General features: G+C 57.9%; 17 protein-coding genes, 3 tRNA genes and 1 pseudogene (1 of these 21 cut by a window edge). 11 read left to right on the forward strand and 10 right to left on the reverse strand.

All coding sequences use genetic code 11. The annotated features are described in order from the left end of the window. The 3 genes from AC56KW_RS22830 to AC56KW_RS22840 all read left to right on the forward strand — a co-directional run. Positions 1 to 60, forward strand: a tRNA-Leu gene (locus tag AC56KW_RS22830); it begins 125 nt to the left of the window's first position. Between the two features lie 71 nt (positions 61 to 131). Continuing rightward, a tRNA-Leu gene (locus tag AC56KW_RS22835) sits at positions 132 to 216 on the forward strand. Positions 217 to 287: 71 nt separating this feature from the next. Beyond that, positions 288 to 372: transfer RNA gene (locus AC56KW_RS22840), tRNA-Leu, on the forward strand. A gap of 91 nt (positions 373 to 463) precedes the next feature. Here the strand turns inward: AC56KW_RS22840 and cueR are convergent. Then, positions 464 to 895, reverse strand: a complete 432-nt coding sequence (cueR, locus tag AC56KW_RS22845) for a Cu(I)-responsive transcriptional regulator (RefSeq protein WP_497172925.1) — start codon at positions 893 to 895, stop codon at positions 464 to 466. 100 nt (positions 896 to 995) lie between these two features. On the opposite strand from cueR, the gene AC56KW_RS22850 reads away from it, so the two are divergent. Both AC56KW_RS22850 and AC56KW_RS22855 read left to right on the forward strand, forming a co-directional pair. Then, positions 996 to 1202, forward strand: a complete 207-nt coding sequence (locus AC56KW_RS22850) for a hypothetical protein (protein ID WP_497172926.1) — start codon at positions 996 to 998, stop codon at positions 1200 to 1202. An 83-nt stretch (positions 1203 to 1285) separates the two neighbouring features. Further along, positions 1286 to 1858: a phasin family protein gene (locus AC56KW_RS22855; RefSeq protein WP_497172927.1), complete on the forward strand. Its 573-nt coding sequence runs from the start codon at positions 1286 to 1288 to the stop codon at positions 1856 to 1858. Between the two features lie 15 nt (positions 1859 to 1873). Here the strand turns inward: AC56KW_RS22855 and tssA are convergent, their stop codons facing one another. The 5 genes and pseudogenes from tssA to tssC form a co-directional block, all read right to left on the reverse strand. Next, entirely contained in the window at positions 1874 to 2863 is a 990-nt protein-coding gene (tssA, locus tag AC56KW_RS22860) for a type VI secretion system protein TssA (protein WP_497172928.1), read from the reverse strand. 10 nt (positions 2864 to 2873) lie between these two features. Next, on the reverse strand, positions 2874 to 5555 hold the full coding sequence (gene tssH, locus AC56KW_RS22865; RefSeq protein WP_497172929.1) for a type VI secretion system ATPase TssH: 2682 nt from the start codon (positions 5553 to 5555) through the stop codon (positions 2874 to 2876). A gap of 28 nt (positions 5556 to 5583) precedes the next feature. Continuing rightward, positions 5584 to 6054, reverse strand: a complete 471-nt coding sequence (gene tssE, locus AC56KW_RS22870; protein WP_497172930.1) for a type VI secretion system baseplate subunit TssE — start codon at positions 6052 to 6054, stop codon at positions 5584 to 5586. Positions 6055 to 6137: 83 nt separating this feature from the next. Next, a complete protein-coding gene (locus AC56KW_RS22875; RefSeq protein ID WP_497172931.1) occupies positions 6138 to 6629 on the reverse strand; it encodes an Hcp family type VI secretion system effector in 492 nt (163 codons plus the stop codon). 30 nt (positions 6630 to 6659) lie between these two features. Continuing rightward, positions 6660 to 7334: pseudogene (tssC, locus tag AC56KW_RS22880) on the reverse strand (type VI secretion system contractile sheath large subunit); the annotation flags it as partial. A gap of 611 nt (positions 7335 to 7945) precedes the next feature. Between tssC and AC56KW_RS22885 the strand changes: the two are divergent. The 5 genes from AC56KW_RS22885 to AC56KW_RS22905 all read left to right on the forward strand — a co-directional run bounded on the left by AC56KW_RS22885 (position 7946) and on the right by AC56KW_RS22905 (position 11021). After that, on the forward strand, positions 7946 to 8158 hold the full coding sequence (locus tag AC56KW_RS22885; RefSeq protein WP_497172932.1) for a hypothetical protein: 213 nt from the start codon (positions 7946 to 7948) through the stop codon (positions 8156 to 8158). A 15-nt stretch (positions 8159 to 8173) separates the two neighbouring features. After that, entirely contained in the window at positions 8174 to 8617 is a 444-nt protein-coding gene (locus tag AC56KW_RS22890) for a hypothetical protein (protein WP_497172933.1), read from the forward strand. Between the two features lie 314 nt (positions 8618 to 8931). Then, positions 8932 to 9177 (forward strand): hypothetical protein, encoded by a 246-nt coding sequence (locus tag AC56KW_RS22895; RefSeq protein WP_497172934.1) that lies wholly within the window; start codon positions 8932 to 8934, stop codon positions 9175 to 9177. Further along, positions 9131 to 10453 (forward strand): primase-helicase family protein, encoded by a 1323-nt coding sequence (locus AC56KW_RS22900; protein ID WP_497172935.1) that lies wholly within the window; start codon positions 9131 to 9133, stop codon positions 10451 to 10453. Before AC56KW_RS22895 ends, AC56KW_RS22900 begins: the two co-directional genes overlap by 47 nt. A gap of 103 nt (positions 10454 to 10556) precedes the next feature. Continuing rightward, entirely contained in the window at positions 10557 to 11021 is a 465-nt protein-coding gene (locus AC56KW_RS22905; protein WP_497172936.1) for a hypothetical protein, read from the forward strand. 27 nt (positions 11022 to 11048) lie between these two features. On the opposite strand, the gene AC56KW_RS22910 is transcribed toward AC56KW_RS22905, so the two are convergent. The 3 genes from AC56KW_RS22910 to AC56KW_RS22920 form a co-directional block, all read right to left on the reverse strand. Further along, positions 11049 to 11873 carry a DUF4393 domain-containing protein gene (locus AC56KW_RS22910; RefSeq protein WP_497172937.1) on the reverse strand — a complete coding sequence of 275 codons (825 nt, stop codon included), beginning with the start codon at positions 11871 to 11873 and terminating at the stop codon, positions 11049 to 11051. A 301-nt stretch (positions 11874 to 12174) separates the two neighbouring features. Continuing rightward, positions 12175 to 12456: a hypothetical protein gene (locus AC56KW_RS22915; protein ID WP_497172938.1), complete on the reverse strand. Its 282-nt coding sequence runs from the start codon at positions 12454 to 12456 to the stop codon at positions 12175 to 12177. 78 nt (positions 12457 to 12534) lie between these two features. Beyond that, positions 12535 to 12765, reverse strand: a complete 231-nt coding sequence (locus AC56KW_RS22920) for a hypothetical protein (RefSeq protein ID WP_497172939.1) — start codon at positions 12763 to 12765, stop codon at positions 12535 to 12537. 190 nt (positions 12766 to 12955) lie between these two features. Between AC56KW_RS22920 and AC56KW_RS22925 the strand changes: the two genes are divergently transcribed. Beyond that, positions 12956 to 13639, forward strand: coding sequence for a recombinase family protein (locus AC56KW_RS22925; RefSeq protein ID WP_497172940.1), 684 nt, complete (start codon positions 12956 to 12958; stop codon positions 13637 to 13639). A 945-nt stretch (positions 13640 to 14584) separates the two neighbouring features. Here the strand turns inward: AC56KW_RS22925 and AC56KW_RS22930 are convergent. After that, entirely contained in the window at positions 14585 to 16342 is a 1758-nt protein-coding gene (locus tag AC56KW_RS22930; RefSeq protein WP_497172941.1) for a recombinase family protein, read from the reverse strand. Positions 16343 to 16386: the final 44 nt, after the last annotated feature.

The raw sequence follows: 16386 nt of genomic DNA on the forward strand, positions 1-16386 counted from the left end.
CGCATGGTTCAGGTCCATGTGCCGCGAGGTGTGGGGGTTCGAGTCCCTCCGTGGGCACCAACGTTTTCTGGTTGTAGGGTGGACGGATTTTTGTCCACGCGGAAGTCAGCGTAGAGTTAGCAGTAATCAGTGCCCACGTGGCGGAATTGGTAGACGCGCATGGTTCAGGTCCATGTGCCGCGAGGTGTGGGGGTTCGAGTCCCTCCGTGGGCACCAACGTTTTCTGGTTGTAGGGTGGACGGATTTTTGTCCACGCGGAAGTCAGCGTAGAGTCAGCAGTAATCAGTGCCCACGTGGCGGAATTGGTAGACGCGCATGGTTCAGGTCCATGTGCCGCGAGGTGTGGGGGTTCGAGTCCCTCCGTGGGCACCAGAATCTACCTTCGGTTTTCGGACTGCATGTCCCGCAAAACGCCGTAGCCTTTGAAACAGGGTTACGGCGTTTTGCGTTAACCGCTCCCTTTTTATCGCGCCGCCAGGTCATCCAGGATCGGGCAGTCCGACCGATCATCGCCATGACATGACATCGCCAGGGTTTCCAAGGTGCGGCGCATCGATTCCATTTCCGCGATCTTGCGATTCAGTTCGGCAATATGCGATTGCGCCAGCGCCCGCACATCGGCGCTGGCCCGGTGTTTATCTTCCCACAGCGCCAGCAAATCCCTGATCTGGTCCAGCGAAAAGCCCAGTGCACGGCCGCGATGGATGAATTGCAGCACCCGCACGTCCGCTTCGCTGTACAGCCGATAACCCGCCTCGGTGCGGCGCGGTTCTTTCACCAGGCCGATCGATTCATAATGCCGGATCATCTTCGCGGTCACGCCGGACACGCGCGCGGCGTCACCGATATTCAGGCTGGGATGCATGCCGGGAGTCGGGCTGGACGCAGATTGCATGGGATTCTCCTGTTGTTTCCAGACCCAAGCATACACCTTCCCACGATGGGAAGCTCAAGCGGCGCTTGACTTGCGGCCGCGAACGTCCGAGCATGCAAGCATGCAGATTCTTCGACCCGCGGCACTCGCGACCGCACTCGTGCTCATCCTGTCCTCGGCCCTGGCGGCGCCAGCACCCTATTACCAATGGCGCAGCAAACTCACCGGCGAACTCGCCTGTTCACAGACGCCGCTGGGCGAAGGCTGGGAAAAATCAAACGGCCCCTATCGGGACATGCGTTGCGAAAAACTCATTGTTGTTAAATAATGAAAATGGAAGACGCGGTGTGTTGACGAACATCGCCGCCACACTTCATTACACATAACAGAGCATCCACTGAGGAGACACCCATGTTCACCAGCCCGGAACAGTTCGCCAACGCCACGAAAACCCTGTTCGACCTCCAGATGCAGACCTTCAACGCCCTGGCCGGCAAGACCGTCAAGGGCGTCGAGCAAGTGGTGGCGCTGAACATGAATGCGGCCAAGAGTTCGCTCGACACGACGATGGCGGCCGGCCGCAGCATGACCGAAGCGGCCCAGGCCGGCAATCCGAAAGCCGCCTTCGACACCCTGGCCGCGCGCATGCAGCCGGCGGCCGGCGTCACCAACGCCGCCGAGTACGCCACCCAGCTCAAGGCCATCATCGACGAAATGCACGACGAGTTCCGCGGCGCCGCCGACGCCCACGTGGCCGAAGCCAAGAATACGCTGTCGGCGCTGATCTACGACGTGACCCAGAACGTCAAGCCAGGCTCGGAGAATGCGGTCGAGATCATCAAGGCCGCGATCGAGAATGCGTTCAAGGGCTACGAGCAGGTGACCCAGGCCACGCGCCAGGCGGTGCAGACCGTCGAAGCGCAATTCGACCGCGCCAGTTCGATGGTCACGCCGGGCGCCGCCAAGACTGAACAAGCCGAATGATCATCCCATCCGGCGTCACGGCGCCGGATGCTCGATCCCCAGCAATTCCTCGAGACGCGCCAGCGAGGCGTCGTCCTTGATCACCGACCGCAGCCACGCGTGCAGCGGCTGCTCGCCCCAGCGCGCCGCCTTTTCGGCCAGGTAGGCCACGGGGCTGTGCGGCTCGGTGCGCCGGAAGAATGCGGCTACCTGCCGTAGTTGCGCCAGCGCCTGGTCGCGGTGCTGTAGCGGACTGTCGATCCGCAGCGCCAGCCCGAGCGCCGCGCCGGCGCCGCTGACCATGATCGCATCGGGCAGCGTCTGCCCCGCCCCCGCGGGCGCGGCGGGCGTGATCAAGCCGACCACGTCACGCACGACCGCGCGCCCCGAGCTGAACCCGGGACCGTCGGCGCCGAGCCGGACATCGACCACCCCTTCCAGCTCCTCCAGCGCCGCCAGGCAGGCTTCGCAATCGGCCAGCAGCGCCTGCACGAAGGCGGGCGTGGCGCGCGCACGCGCCGTATCGAGCTCGGCGACCGCGTCAAGGCCCCTGGCGCGCGCCACGTCACGCGCTTGCAGGGTCAGCGCGCCGCCCTCGGCCAGCGGCATCGTCTTGACCAGCGGCGCGATCCGGCCCGCCAGCCACGCCAGATTGCCGATGCGGCGCTCGAAGCCATCCTCGTCGGCCTGCGGGTGCAGCCCATCCCAATAGCGTTCGCACAGCGCCGCCACCAGGTTCAGGCCATCGGCCAGGCCGCGCATGCCGGCGGTTCTGGCGTTCGCCTCGGCCAGCCACACGGCCAGTTGCAAGTCCTTGCTCCGGGTTTCGAGCAGCGCCGTGCAGCGCTTGCCGACCAGCTTCCAGTCGGCTTCCTTGAGCGCCGTGACCCAGGCGCCCTGCTCCAGCGAGGGATCGTCGGCCAGGCGCGCACGCGCGATCTCGTCGACCTCGGGCGAGAAGGCCAGGTCCTCGCCGCAGGGATTGCCGGGCGTGATCGGCGCCAGCAACGCATTGATGTTCAACATGGCGTCCTCCTCAGGCCTGGGTCGGCTCGATCAGGTACTTGAACTTGCCGGCCCTGGTTGCGCCAACCTTCACGCGGGCAATGCCGCCACCCTCGGCCATGCGTGCCAGCACGCTGTCCGCGATCTCGGGCAGCAAGCTGCCGTTCAAGACGTTGTCGACGTTGCGCGCGCCAGAATCGACCTCGGTACAGCGCATCAGGACGGCGGCCACCAGCGCCTCGTCGTACTCGAACCTGGCCTGGTGGTTGTCTTGCACGCGTTCCCCGATGCGCGCCAGCTTGAGGCGGATGATATCGGCCAGCACCTCGTCGCCGATCGGATAGAACGGCACCACCGCCAGGCGGCCCAGGAAGGCCGGCTTGAAGTGCTTCATGAGCGCGGGCCGCAGCAGGTCGGACAACTGCTCGGGCGTGGGCATCGAGGCTGGCGGCTGGTTCAGGCAAGCCTGCATCACTTGGCTCGAGCCGGCGTTCGAGGTCAGGATGATGACGGTGTTGCGAAAGTCGATCTGGCGTCCTTCGGCGTCGTCCATGACGCCCTTGTCGAACACCTGGAAGAACATCTCGAGCACGTCGGGATGGGCCTTCTCGGCCTCGTCGAGCAGCACCACGCTGTAGGGATTGCGCCGCACCGCCTCGGTCAGCACTCCGCCCTCGCCGTAGCCGACATAGCCCGGCGGCGAACCCTTCAGGCCCGAGACGCTGTGCGCTTCCTGGTATTCGCTCATATTGATGGTGATGAGCTTGCGCTCGCCGCCATACAGGATGTCGGCCAGCGCCAGCGCGGTCTCGGTCTTGCCAACGCCCGAGGTGCCGACGAACAGGAACACGCCCTTCGGCTTGTTCGGATCGTCCAGCTTGGCGCGCGCGGTGCGCACACGCTGGGCCACGACGTTGCTCGCGTGCCGCTGGCCCAGGATGCGCTCGTCCAGCATGGCCTGCAGGCTGACGACGGTGCGGATCTCGTCCTTGACCATGCGGCCCAGCGGAATGCCGGTCCAGGCGGCGACGATCTCGGCCACCGTATGGCCGTCGACCTGCACCGGTACCAGCGGCGCCTCGCCCTGCAGGCCGCGCAGTTTCTCATTCAGCGCCTGCAAGTGCTTCGCGCCGCTCCCGTTGTCCCTGCCCGACTGTGTCACCCCAGCAGCTTCCAGCTCGCCGCGCAAGACGCCGATCTGGCCGGCCAGGACCTGTTCTTCTTCCCAGCGCCGCTGCAGCATCTCCTGTTCGGCCGCGGCGCTATCGCGCTGCAGGCCCAGGGTCGCCAGCACCTCGTCGTGGCTGCCGCCGGCGCTGGCGTCGCGATTCAAGGCGCTGATCCGGGCGTCCAACCGCTCGATGCGGCGGGTGCAGTCTTCCAGCAGCGCCGGCGTGGCGCTTCTCCCCAGCGCCACCTTGGCGCAGGCCGTGTCCAGGACGCTGATCGCCTTGTCCGGCAGCTGGCGTCCGCTGATATACCGGTGCGACAGGCGCACCGCCTCGGTGATCGCGTCGTCATAGACCCGCACGCCGAAATGACGCTCCATCAGCGGCGCCATCGCGCGCAGCATGGCCGACGCCGTGTCTTCGTCAGGCTCCTCGACCTTGATCACCTGGAAGCGGCGCGCCAACGCGGCATCCTTCTCGAAGTATTTCTTGTACTCGCCCCAGGTGGTGGCCGCGATCGTGCGCAGCTCGCCGCGCGCCAGCGCCGGCTTGAGCAAATTGGCGGCGTCGTTCTGGCCAGGGGTGCCGCCGGCGCCGATCATGGTGTGGGCTTCGTCGATGAACAGGATGATCGCGTGCGGGCTTTTCTTCACTTCGTCGATGACATTCTTGAGCCGGTTCTCGAACTCGCCTTTCACGCTGGCGCCAGCCTGCAGCAGGCCCATGTCGAGCGTGTGGATCTCGACGCCTTTCAATACATCGGGCACGTCGCCCTGGGAGATGCGCAGGGCCAGGCCCTCGACCACGGCGGTCTTGCCGACGCCGGCCTCGCCAGTCAGGATCGGATTGTTCTGGCGCCGCCGCATCAGGATGTCGATCGCCTGGCGGATCTCCATGTCGCGTCCGATCACCGGATCGACCTTGCCGTCGCGCGCGCGTCCCGTCAGGCAGGTGGTGTACTGGTCGAGGGCGGGCGTGGCGCGGGTGGCGGCCTGGGTCAGTTCGGACGCTGCATCGGGCCCGGCCGCAGGCATCTCGGGCGCCGTGCCGGGCGCCTCGCTCGAACCACGTGTCAGGCGCTCCAGGTCATGCTTCAAGCGATCGAGCGGAAAGCGCGCGAAGAGCGGCGAGGCGCGTTGCGCCAGCTGGGCCAGCGACGGTTCGGTCAGCAGCGCCAGCAGCAGGTGGCTGCTGCGGATCCGGTTCGGCTGGCACCCGTTCGGCGCAATCGCGAGAGAGGCGATCAGCCAGGCATGCTCGAACAGCAGCGGCAAATGGCGCGCAAACACCGGCGTGCGCGCGCTGCCGGTAGCGATGCGCCCCACTTCGCGCCGCAGGTCCGCTTCCAGGCCGGTGAGGCTGATGTCGCACTGGCGCGCGATCGCGGTAAGGTCGCTGTCCGGCTGCTCGATCAGGCCCAGGAACAGGTGCTCGACGTCGACCTCGTACTGGCCCAACCCCACGCAGATGCTGGCGGCGCGGGTGGCGGCCGCGCGGGTGGTGTCGTTCAGCTTGGAGATGAGCGTCTTGAGGTTGATGTCCATCGTGTCTCCTGATCGGTTATGGTGGGCTTCAGCCGCGCGCGGGCCGGGCGGTCCGCTCGATCTCGTAGTGCAGCGACGAAGGCTGCAGCACCGCATTGAAGTTGACCGGTTCGAGCAGACCGTCGACCGCCAGCCGCGCACGGATCGCGAAGTGCAGGCGATTGACGTCGCCCGCCGCCGGTTCGAGCACGGCGCGCACCTCCTGCAGGCGCGGCTCGTGGGTCGCGATCGCATCCTCGATACTGGCGCAGACGGCGGCGCGGTCGATGCTGCTGGTCAGGCAAAAACCGGCGAAGTCGATCAGGCCGTAGTGCAGGATCGAGGCGCGCGCTGCCGGGTAGCCGTCCAGGTGCGCGACGTCGAGCGCGATGCGCGTGTTGAGCAGGGCTTCGAGGTCGCGCGCGACACTGTCCTTGATCTGATCGACGCCTAGCGCCGCGCTGGCGGCGCCTGGGTCGACCATCAGGCGGTCGAGCAGGCCCGGCGTGTATGCTTTCATGCTGCCTCCCGGGCAATATCGGTGCGCGGCGGCGCGCGGCATGCACCGCGTGGCCGCCGCGTGAACCGAACGGCGAACGTCGCTCAGACGACCTTGTTGGCCGCCAGGTCCCAGCCTCCGGAGGTGTTACCGCCAGCGCCGCCGGTCACTTTTTGCTGGGTGTACTTCCATTTGATCTTCGAGAATTTCAGGCCGACCTGCTCCTGGATGATGCTGCCTTCGGCCACGCTGGGGCTGATGCCGCCGATCAGGACGTTCTCGAGCTCGATCTCGAAATACCTGATGCGCTCGCCCTGACCGTCGGCGCGCATGAATTCCAGCCTGGCCCTGGGGATCGTCTTGCCGGCCGAGCAGGTCTGCAGCAAGATCGGCGACGCCAGGTCGGCCAGCTTGGTCAGGGCGATCTCCTGGTGCTCGCAGCGCTCGGCCGTGTGGCCGCCGCCGGTGGACGCCGTGGCCGAGCGGGGCTGGGTCACGCCCCACGAGACCGAGGTGCACTCGATCCAGTCCTTGTGCCTGTCGTCCATCGATTCGCCCTTGATCCCGTCAATCTGCAGGTACACGTCAATTGCCATGTTCTACTCCAAGTAGGTTAATGATGATTTCTAGCTTTTGGTCGACTGCGGAAGCTCCGCGACCAAACGGAGCGAAACGGAGAGTTCGTCGAGCTGGAAGTGCGGCCGCAGGAACGACACCGCGCGGTACACGCCGGGACGGCCCGGCACCTCGGACACCTGCACGCTGGCTTCGCGCAGCGGGAACTGCGCCTTCTGGTCCTGGCTCGCGTTGTCGTCGAGCAGGACATATTGCGTCAGCCAGCGGTTCAGGTAATCCTCGACGTTGCTGGCGGAGGCAAAGCTGCCGATCTTGTCGCGCATCATCGACTTCATGTAGTGGGCGATGCGCGAAACGGCGAAGATGTACTGCAGCTGCGATGACAGCACGGCATTGGCATTGGCCGCCTCGTTGTTGTACCTGCGCGCCTTCTGGGCCGACTGGGCGCCGAAGAAGGCGGCATACGAGGTGTTCTTGCAATGCACCAGCGAGATGAAGCCGAGGTCCGACAGTTCCTTCTCGCGGCGGTCGGTGATCGCGACCTCGGTCGGGCATTTCAGCGCGACCTCGCCCTCGTCGGTCTTGAAGGTGTGGGTCGGCAGATTCTCGACCAGGCCGCCGCCTTCGACGCCGCGGATCGCCGCGCACCAGCCATAGTCCTCGAAAGCGTGCGTCAGCCGGGCGCCGAAGGCATAGGCCGCGTTGCACCACAGGTACTTGTGGTGTTGGATTGCTGCATACTGAGCACGCCTAGCTTGAGCTAGATCAACACGCGCATTGGTGCTCTCGTCATCATTGGATGATGCCTACCTACCAAAGCCCAGCGCCCCGTATCTCGGCTGCTCTCCTGGCGACAGCCTTGGCCCTGTGCGAGATTCACGGCCCCTACTATGCGAGATGCTTCCTGGAAGAGTGCGGCGTGGACAGTAGCGTGATTACGGAGCTGCTGAACGAAGGCGATACTCCCGGCCTCCTGGCCCTCCATGTGTCCCCACAGTAGCCACTAATCCGGCCTCCTGGTCAACACCCCGGATTGTTTAGCACCGAACCTCGCTCCCCTTCTTCTTTGACGCGTGAAATTCGCTCCGAAGCACCACCAACCGGCAACCATTGCCACTGCGAAATACCCCCCGTTTTACCTACTTTGGCCGATCCGATTATTTTGTAACAGGCGCTTGACAGGCCGGAGCTGATGTGATCAAAACTTGACAGATGAGGACAGCTAGTGTACAATTCATGGGTAAGGCAAGTTTCTCGCAATTCCCGCTCGACCCCTCCAGTTTCAATCCCGATTGACTCAACCTAATTAATCCTATTCAGCACAGGAGCTACACCTATGGACGCAACAAACGCAGTACCGGCATTCGGTGGCCGTAAAAAGACACCGGACTACTATTCAAAAATTTCAAACATCGTTCGCATTTTGAAAGGCAAGGCACCGCTGAGTATCATCGCCCTGCACCTCAATTCCCAGGGAATGACGACACCGACCGGCCTACCATTCAATCGTGATCGCCTAATCCGTTATATCAAATCGAACACAATCTAAATAAGGAAAATTATCATGGCAGCAAAACAAGCAGTAGAAATTCAAGAATCGACACCACTGGCGGAAATTGTCAAACGCCCGGACACAATTCAAGTATTCGGCCCAGCAAATCTTGTGCTGGATGAGTACGCCGTACACGCTAGGAACGGTTACAGGCTCCTGCCGGATGCCCTAATCCACTACTTCCCGAACGGCACTATGTCGATCACGCTTTGCTTGGGCGAACCGCTGGCGCTGGCTGTTCAACGCGCAAAAGAGAGCATCGCCCGTGAGCAAGCAGCAGAGACGGCACGCTTTGAAAAGCGAGTCACCGAGGAAGCCGCACGCCGCATCGCAGCCCAGGCGCAAGCTGAACTGGACGCTCGCATTGCAGCAGTCGAAGCTCTGGCCGAAGCAGAAGTAATCCGCGTCCGTGCTCAAGTCGCAGAAGAGCGCGCTCGTATCACCGCCGCCCAGTAAGACCCTGCCTCCGTAGCAGGAGCGCATCCCCGCCGACCCCGGCACCAGTAGCAAACAATCGAATCCGCAGACCGTAATCCGGCCCCCACCTGGAGCTACCGTTGCGTCTGCGCTTTCGTCACTATCGAAGGAAGAACTATGTATATGACAGACCAAGCAGCAAATGAATTCCGCATTACGGAGAGCCGGTCCGTATCACTCTCAGATCATGCACTGAGCCTGCTACGTGCCATGACCAAGCATACCGGCATGAGCGCCCGTGATGTAATTGAAACCGCTCTGTCAGGCTATAGCCGTGCATGGAAGGAGTCGGAATGAATGTACGCCGTATTCCTAATACCAACCGTCAGAAGCTGACAGCGTCGAACGGAAGCGCAATCGAACGAAGCTACGTGTATCTACCTGCTTCGGTTTGGGCACAGCTTCAAGAAATGGCACGCAGCAGCGAAACGTCAGTATCGAAAATCATTCAATCTTTTGCCATCAGTGGCACAGTCAATTCAAAGGAAAAAAATGCAGAACCAACCAACAACACCAACAACACCAACAACACCAATTAATGCTGCCGATAAGGCGCTGATTAAACTGTATGTAACGTACCTGAAAGAACGAGGTTTCTGCAAGATTGATGACAGCGCCTCAAATCAAACTCGACTCTTTAATCGTTACACTGGCGATATGCTTTACCCAGTTTTCATCCAGAACGATTTTGACAAATGGTGTGATGCGAACGGTCACAATGTGGCGTATCCAGGCGCTAACTATATCATGCGCACTCTGACACACGTTGTGGGGCATAAATTCGACCCATCGGGTGGTGCGTATTCGACCGATGCTAAATCAGGATTGAGCTACGTTAATATATGCAAGAAGTATGTGCCGACAACTACAGAAAGTGATGTCGATCCGTTGTGGCATGAATATTGGGAGCGCTTGATCGGCGATCCAATCCAACGTCATCAAGCCTTGCAGTGGATCGCACACATTTTCCAGCGACCTTCTGAGCGACCATCCTACCACTTGCTTTGGCCTTCCGATCCCGGCACTGGTAAAGGTTATTTGATTGAGTCCGTACTGCAACCGCTACTTCTACATACTGAAATCGCAGCTTCGTATGAGAAGGTAATGGGTAGGTTTTCCACGATGCTTGAAACTAGCTACCTCGTCCTTCTCGACGATTGCAAGACCTCAAGTGACGCCACACAAACAAAGCTGAAGTCGATTCTATCTGAGGAACGCCAATACGTTGAACATAAATTTGCGCAAGGTAAAATGGTTCCGAGCTATACCCGCTTCATTCTGGCGTCCAACGAAGCTCGACCTTTGTACCTTGATCCAGACGAGCGCCGCTGGCTTGTCTTTGATCGTTTGATTCACAGGGTGGATGGATCGGAAACACAACAGTTCATCTCTCGCCTTGATGCATGGATTAAAAGCAAAGGCGCACTGGACAGAGTTTATAACTGGTTTATGCAATACGATCTTGCCGATTTCAACCACAAGCGCGCACCGAAATCCAGGGCACTAGAGGCAATGGTGGCACTGAGCGTTAATCCACACGAAGAATTTACAGCAGGCTTTATCAAAGATAATGTAGCGTTCACACTTAAAGAGCTTCAGGACGCTTTGCTTGCTGCCGGATTGACGAAAGTAAAACCTGCCCACGTTCCACATATCATGTCAAAACTTGGATATACAAAATCGCAGATTCAATTCGATGGCGAGCGGCCCATGTATTACTATCCAATGAATGTGAGGCCGGATCAAGTGCAAGGGTTGCGCAATAGTCGTGCAAGGGCAGTGCAAGAGTCACACGTAGCAAATCCCCCTTTCTAATCAACGACTTACGCAAAGTGCAAAGGGTGCAATAGTGCAAGCACCGTCACCATTAATACGAAGTGCGATCTTTTCCGCACTGAGGAATGAAAGGAAAAATCACATGGCTTACAAATCGCCAGAACAGAAAGCAGCAGAGATACTACTCCCACTTGGGTGTATTCACCAGAACGATAAACTCATGCCGTACAGCTTCCTAGACAAAGAAGGCACAGAATTTAGAGCTATGGCTGACTTCTACCATCCTGGCCTGGACCTATATATCGAAATCAAGGATAGCCATTTGAATGGCAAGACCAGCAAAGCGAAAGCAGAGAATGCTTATAATCGGATCGAACCATTTCGCCTACGGCAATCCCCCACATTTCATCAGACTAGAAATCAATGGAATCATGCCGCACCGAAACATGCAATTGTTCAATCAACTGTTGGCTCACCTCAGTATGCGATTGTGTTTACTCGAAATCCTGATGCAGAAACGCTTGGAAGGATTTTTAAGCAAGGCGTTCAAGCGTTTAGCCTATGTCGATTTGCGGGAATGCTACAACTCCAATTGGAAATTTCGTAAACTATGTACAGTCGCTTAATCCAGCTATCAAGATTTAGACGCAACGCACACACTCGCAAACTGTTTTCCTAGCGCCGTTATATGCAGAAACTTTCTGCCAAACTCACATTTATATTTACCATCATCTTCAATAGCCTTCTTATATGCCTGAGCTTTATTGGAGTTTTCCAGTTCGTCGTATATTCCTTCTGCGGTATAGTGTCTGTCGTCAGGAATTTCTGCGAGTCCCAGTCGAACTAGATTATCAAGATATGCAGGCACCAAATCTAAATGTTCGCATCCAGCTTGCTCGCCCAGGATAGAGTAGTTTGACAACAGTACCGCATAAGAGGAAGTAAGCCCAGATTCGACACTTTCGATCCGTTTAATATCAATTATCGGCATATATCGTGTCCGAGGAAACATATCGACGATCTTCGCCTCATCGGGAGTCAGTTGCTTAATAATTTCGGTAAAAGCGGGATGTGCTTTAGTAGCACTATCTTTATCCATAGATGCGGCTAACAAATTCGCATATAAGTCGCTTAACTTCTCTTCTGACCCGGCATAGCGCAATGCTTCGATAATAGGGCCGGCCACGCTAATTTGTGGAGTAATGATGTTCTCTGGAGGAACATTCCTAAGGCGTGCCTCGACCTTAGGGAAAAACTTCTCTTTGATCTTGTCGAATCCCCATATAACGCCTTCTAACGGTGCAAGCGCAAGATTCACAGTTTTAGCGACGGTGAGAAGTCCTTTACCTAACTCCTGTGCAGCCGGCTGCACCATGTCCGGGTAAATGGGGACTTCTTTAGCTACCGCTGCAACCGCATTAATTACATCCGACGTTGTGCTACTGCTTTCATCACCCATTTATTCACCCTCAGCTTTTCTCAATGTTCACCAACTCTACACCACACCACAAAGAAAAGGAACAACATGATCGAATCACTTCGTAGGCGCCAAGCCAAGCAAGCCCAGGCAACGCCGACACCATCCAACCTAGTAGCGGCACAGATGGCCACTCCAAGAGTTCCAGCGCGCCGATGGAGCGATCCAGACCCCGGATGCTACATAGCGCATAGGCCAGCGCAAGCGGCCCCGAAGGTTAGTCCATCGACTCTCGACGCCAAGATGGTAGCAAGGTTGGCCCAGGCAGTGCGCAAATAGATCGTCACAGACCGTGATCGTAACCTTCAGACAAAATTGCGCTGATCTGCTCTAAAAAGGCGTGAATCTCGGTATAACGTGCATCGCAGAATGTTTCCTCAACGCTTGGAGGCCAACGCCGTTCATCGACATCGGCCATTGCTTCCTTTGACAGCACTAGTACGCTGTTATAATTTCGAGCGAACGTTGAAGACGGCCGCACTTCACGTTCTTTGGCCGGGAGTTTTTCTAGCGCTCGGATCATTCCGGTTACTTGGTGTTTCGCCTGATTTGCAGTAATAGTCATTTGTTTCCTGTGTACAGTATGTTTAGTGGAATTTTAGCGAGTTCGTTCAATGACGTGGAGATTTATCCTCTCGGTCCGCTATTTCTGCGCCATTACTGCGAATCGTGCTCTCTGCATCTTTTCATTGAGTGCGAGATAACGTTCCTGTGCTTCGCTGTCACCGTGGAACCTATACATTGGCCTACTGAACTTGTAATACTCTTCCGACTCATTCAGCGTCAAGCCAACAAAGATTTCGTTCCCTACGTTATCTGTGGATAGCATTCGCATCCAGTCCAAGTATTCGCGCTCTCCAGGGGTAAAGTTCATGTTGTCTCCTATATCAAGGGTAAGGCCGCCTCAAATTGATACGACACCAACATAAATTAAAGTTAAAACAACTAGTTGTCAATGCGCAATTATTGCACAGTAGCTAATTTTCCACACTGAGGAGTCTTGTTGCAACCACTAAACGGTCGTATAATGGTCGCAACAGCCAGCCAACGACCGAAAGCCAACCATGAAGCCAGCAGTTTTCTACATCCGGTGTTCGACCAAGGAACAGGAAACGAGCGGCCTCGGTCTGGAAGCTCAACGCGCTGCCCTGGACAAGTTCGCAGCAGCCGAAGGATACGAGGTAGCAGGCGTGTTCATTGAAGCGATGAGCGCCGCCCTGGACAGCGACAGCCGACCGGCCCTCAAGGAAGCCCTGGCCCTGGCGAAGAAACTGAAAGCGCCCGTGATGGTGTCCAAGCTGTGCCGACTGTCCCGTGATGTGGCCTACATTGCCACGCTCATGGCCCAGCGTGTCCCGTTCCTGGTAGCGAACCTCGGTGCGGACGTTGACAACTTCATGCTCCACATCCATGCAGCGATGGGCGAACAGGAACGCCGGATGATCGGCACCCGGACCAAGGAAGCCCTGGCCGCTCTGAAAGCGCGTGGTGTGAAGCTGGGAGCGATCCAGCACAAAGACCCGCAGGCCATCGTAGTGGCCCGTGCCAAGGGCAACGCCAGCAACGCGGCCCGTGCCGCTGAGTTCGTAGCCAAGATGGCCCCGAGCATCCAGCAGCTCCAGTCCCAGGGATTGACCCTGAACCAAGTAGCAGCAGAGCTGACCCGGCGTGGTGAGAAGACCCTGAACGGCGGCGAATGGCACAAATCGACCGTTTCCCGGTTGATGAAGGCAGCGCAGGCCGCATGAGACGCCACAGGAAGCGTTTTACGGCGTCGGTTGATACCGACATAGCCTGAATAGCTCCTGACACCTCTCAGACACCTTTAAATCGGTCCTGGGCGGTACTGCCATTTCGATATTTCGCAGGATATTGACAGGTTTCTGTACCAGTGGCAAACCCGGTTAAGCCACGCTGGACACCCCCGGATATTATTTCTCCGTGGTAACTCCCCCAGGCCGACAGGCCCACTCTGAAATTTTCGTTTTTTCAAAATTCGCCCTGGAGAGTGTTCCTGGCCGAACAAAGTGTACGAACCGCTGTCACTTCTTCGGACTGCTTGCGTACTTCTCAAGCGACCAGCGCTCCACAGTGGCATCCCACAACTCTTGATGCGGCTCCACCTTACGTACGAGCGCAGGTTGCCTCAGAACTCGATCAATGACATCAGCCGGGACATCCTGGTCACGCAGTAGCGATTCTGCACGCTCTACACCCAGCGTAGCGCAGATTTTCAAGGCAGCGTTCACGTAAGCAGCTGTCACATGGTCTTGCCTATCGTACGGGGTAGGAAGATCGCTAGACATTTCACGCCTTTGGCGAGTTGGAGGGGAGTGCTGTCTGAATTCTACGCGACAATACCCTTTAGTCCAGACTGAGCCGTGGAAGCTACTCCTTCCGGTGCTTCGCCCGGATTGTGCGGAAACAAAAGACTTGACCGGTGGAAAGATAGCTGCTACGATACCGCCCCGAGCGAGCGTTAGCGAGCGAGGGAACATAAGTATATAAGTACCGAAGGTACAGAACAACTTATTACTTTAATAATAAGTAGTAATAGAATAATAAGAACTTCCCGAGTGAGCGTAAGCGAACGAGGGAAGGAGGTAAGGTCAAATTTAGAGATATGCCAATGGCACCTTACTAACTATCGCCAATGGCGAATATCTCTAAGAGTACTTACAGCTCGTACGGTGTTAGTCCTCCGGCAACGTCAAAGGAACTTCACGGTACACAATCTCGCTCGCTTCTGCCTCAGGATCGTAATACTGCTGGGTGATTCCGTAGGCTGATTCGCCATCGTCCAGTACGTACTCCGCTCCTTCCTCGATGTCCGGTACGGGCGACGTAACGCCCCATGGCGACGGCTCAGTCATCCGAACCGTAGTCCAGTAACTTCCCTTCCTGATCGAGCCTACAAGGCCGGGTATGACCGCCTGTGAGCCTTTAATGTCATCGGGCGACGTGCACTCTAGTGGCATGTAGCCGATTTTCCCATCGGCCACGGCAAACGCCCACTGAGGAATGCCGTTCTGCGCAACCACGTAGCCTTGAGCCATATGTACGGTGATCTTCAGACGCATCAGAAGGGCGTTCACACGTTGACGTACTGCCTCATCGCTGAAGTCCAGCTTCGCCATGAAGCCCCGGTGGTCCGTAGCCTTGACGCTTGCCATTTCCTCGACCTTGGCACGCTTGCTTTCCTCCAGCGCTCGTACTTCCGTCTCGACCTCAAGCGCCAGCCCGACCAGCATGTCCGAGGTTGGGTTCCTGCGAACCTGATCCCATAACGAGTCGTACCGCTGCTTCGCTTCCGTGTGCTGGTTCTCCAGCACCTGTAACTCTCGCTCCAGCTTGTCTGGATCATCGTCAACTAGGCTCATCGACTCCAGGTACGGAAGGATCGCTTTCAACACTTCCTCGCCTTCGTCAAGCCGGACATTCTTCGCTCCGTCGCACTGGCTGTAGCGCTTCTGGCTGCACATGAGGTACTTGGCACCACGCGGCAGCAAGTGCATCGAGCTACCACAGGCTCCGCATCGTGCCACCTTCTGATACACGTTGAACACCGCTGCCTGTCGGGTGATCTTGCACGTCCGACGCTGCACAACTGCCCGGTTCGCCCGGTTGAATATTTCCTCCGACACCACAGCCGGGAAGTAGTCGGGAATCGCTGGCCCACCGTCATCAGGCTCAAATACGCCTATGGCAACCTTACTCTTGATGATCTTCCCGATGGTGCTGACTTGCCACGTTACACCTCGTCCGAATCTCGGTACGTTACGCTCGTTAAGAATCTTTGCGATCCTGATGTTGCCATGCCCGGTTACGTACAGATCGAAGATTTCCTTCACAATTGGCGCTCGCACAGGACACAATTCGTAAGCAGTTTCGTGTGGCGTCCTGTCCTTCTCGTCCTTGAGTACGAGCCACTTGCTTACTGCGGCCCCTACGTGATGCTTCGACTCTCGGGCCTGCTTGAAGCGCTTCAACCACTCACTCTTTCCGTAACCGCTCTTGTTCTCGCTCTCAGCATGGGCGGCGTCCATCTGCCCGAGTGCTCGTTGCAAGTCCGTACCTGTACTGTTGCTGTCGTAGACGGCAGGACGTGGCTTGAGTGTAACCACGCGGATGCCCTTGTCCTTGACGAGCTTCTTCAGCAATGTCACCGCGTTCCATGGATCGTCACGGCTCATCCTGTCGAAGTGCTCAATGACGAGGTACGACCCTGGCTCGATCTTCCCAGCGTCAACCATGGCTATGAACACGCCCAACGCACCATCTTCCTGATTGACGCCCCGAAACGCGCTGATGGCCTCGTCGGCAAACTCTTCCACAAGCTCCGCTTCGTTCTTCTTGCACCACTCCCTCGCGGCGTCCTGCTGACGCTTAATTGAAGTTCCCTGGCGCTGCATGTCGCTGCTGAACCTCGCGTAGTTGTATGCCTTGATCATGGAAAGTCTGAAAGTGAAGTTGATGCAGCATTCTATCACTGCCA

This window comes from Telluria sp. RT2P19 (genome assembly GCF_059685725.1).

What these genes read in the sequence shown, in the direction of transcription:
- cueR (WP_497172925.1), bottom strand. Translation starts at nt 895, where the DNA reads ATGCAATCTGCGTCCAGCCCGACTCCCGGCATGCATCCCAGCCTGAAT.
- AC56KW_RS22850 (WP_497172926.1), top strand. Translation starts at nt 996, where the DNA reads ATGCAGATTCTTCGACCCGCGGCACTCGCGACCGCACTCGTGCTCATC.
- AC56KW_RS22855 (WP_497172927.1), top strand. Translation starts at nt 1,286, where the DNA reads ATGTTCACCAGCCCGGAACAGTTCGCCAACGCCACGAAAACCCTGTTC.
- tssA (WP_497172928.1), bottom strand. Translation starts at nt 2,863, where the DNA reads ATGTTGAACATCAATGCGTTGCTGGCGCCGATCACGCCCGGCAATCCC.
- tssH (WP_497172929.1), bottom strand. Translation starts at nt 5,555, where the DNA reads ATGGACATCAACCTCAAGACGCTCATCTCCAAGCTGAACGACACCACC.
- tssE (WP_497172930.1), bottom strand. Translation starts at nt 6,054, where the DNA reads ATGAAAGCATACACGCCGGGCCTGCTCGACCGCCTGATGGTCGACCCA.
- AC56KW_RS22875 (WP_497172931.1), bottom strand. Translation starts at nt 6,629, where the DNA reads ATGGCAATTGACGTGTACCTGCAGATTGACGGGATCAAGGGCGAATCG.
- AC56KW_RS22885 (WP_497172932.1), top strand. Translation starts at nt 7,946, where the DNA reads ATGGACGCAACAAACGCAGTACCGGCATTCGGTGGCCGTAAAAAGACA.
- AC56KW_RS22890 (WP_497172933.1), top strand. Translation starts at nt 8,174, where the DNA reads ATGGCAGCAAAACAAGCAGTAGAAATTCAAGAATCGACACCACTGGCG.
- AC56KW_RS22895 (WP_497172934.1), top strand. Translation starts at nt 8,932, where the DNA reads ATGAATGTACGCCGTATTCCTAATACCAACCGTCAGAAGCTGACAGCG.
- AC56KW_RS22900 (WP_497172935.1), top strand. Translation starts at nt 9,131, where the DNA reads ATGCAGAACCAACCAACAACACCAACAACACCAACAACACCAATTAAT.
- AC56KW_RS22905 (WP_497172936.1), top strand. Translation starts at nt 10,557, where the DNA reads ATGGCTTACAAATCGCCAGAACAGAAAGCAGCAGAGATACTACTCCCA.
- AC56KW_RS22910 (WP_497172937.1), bottom strand. Translation starts at nt 11,873, where the DNA reads ATGGGTGATGAAAGCAGTAGCACAACGTCGGATGTAATTAATGCGGTT.
- AC56KW_RS22915 (WP_497172938.1), bottom strand. Translation starts at nt 12,456, where the DNA reads ATGACTATTACTGCAAATCAGGCGAAACACCAAGTAACCGGAATGATC.
- AC56KW_RS22920 (WP_497172939.1), bottom strand. Translation starts at nt 12,765, where the DNA reads ATGAACTTTACCCCTGGAGAGCGCGAATACTTGGACTGGATGCGAATG.
- AC56KW_RS22925 (WP_497172940.1), top strand. Translation starts at nt 12,956, where the DNA reads ATGAAGCCAGCAGTTTTCTACATCCGGTGTTCGACCAAGGAACAGGAA.
- AC56KW_RS22930 (WP_497172941.1), bottom strand. Translation starts at nt 16,342, where the DNA reads ATGATCAAGGCATACAACTACGCGAGGTTCAGCAGCGACATGCAGCGC.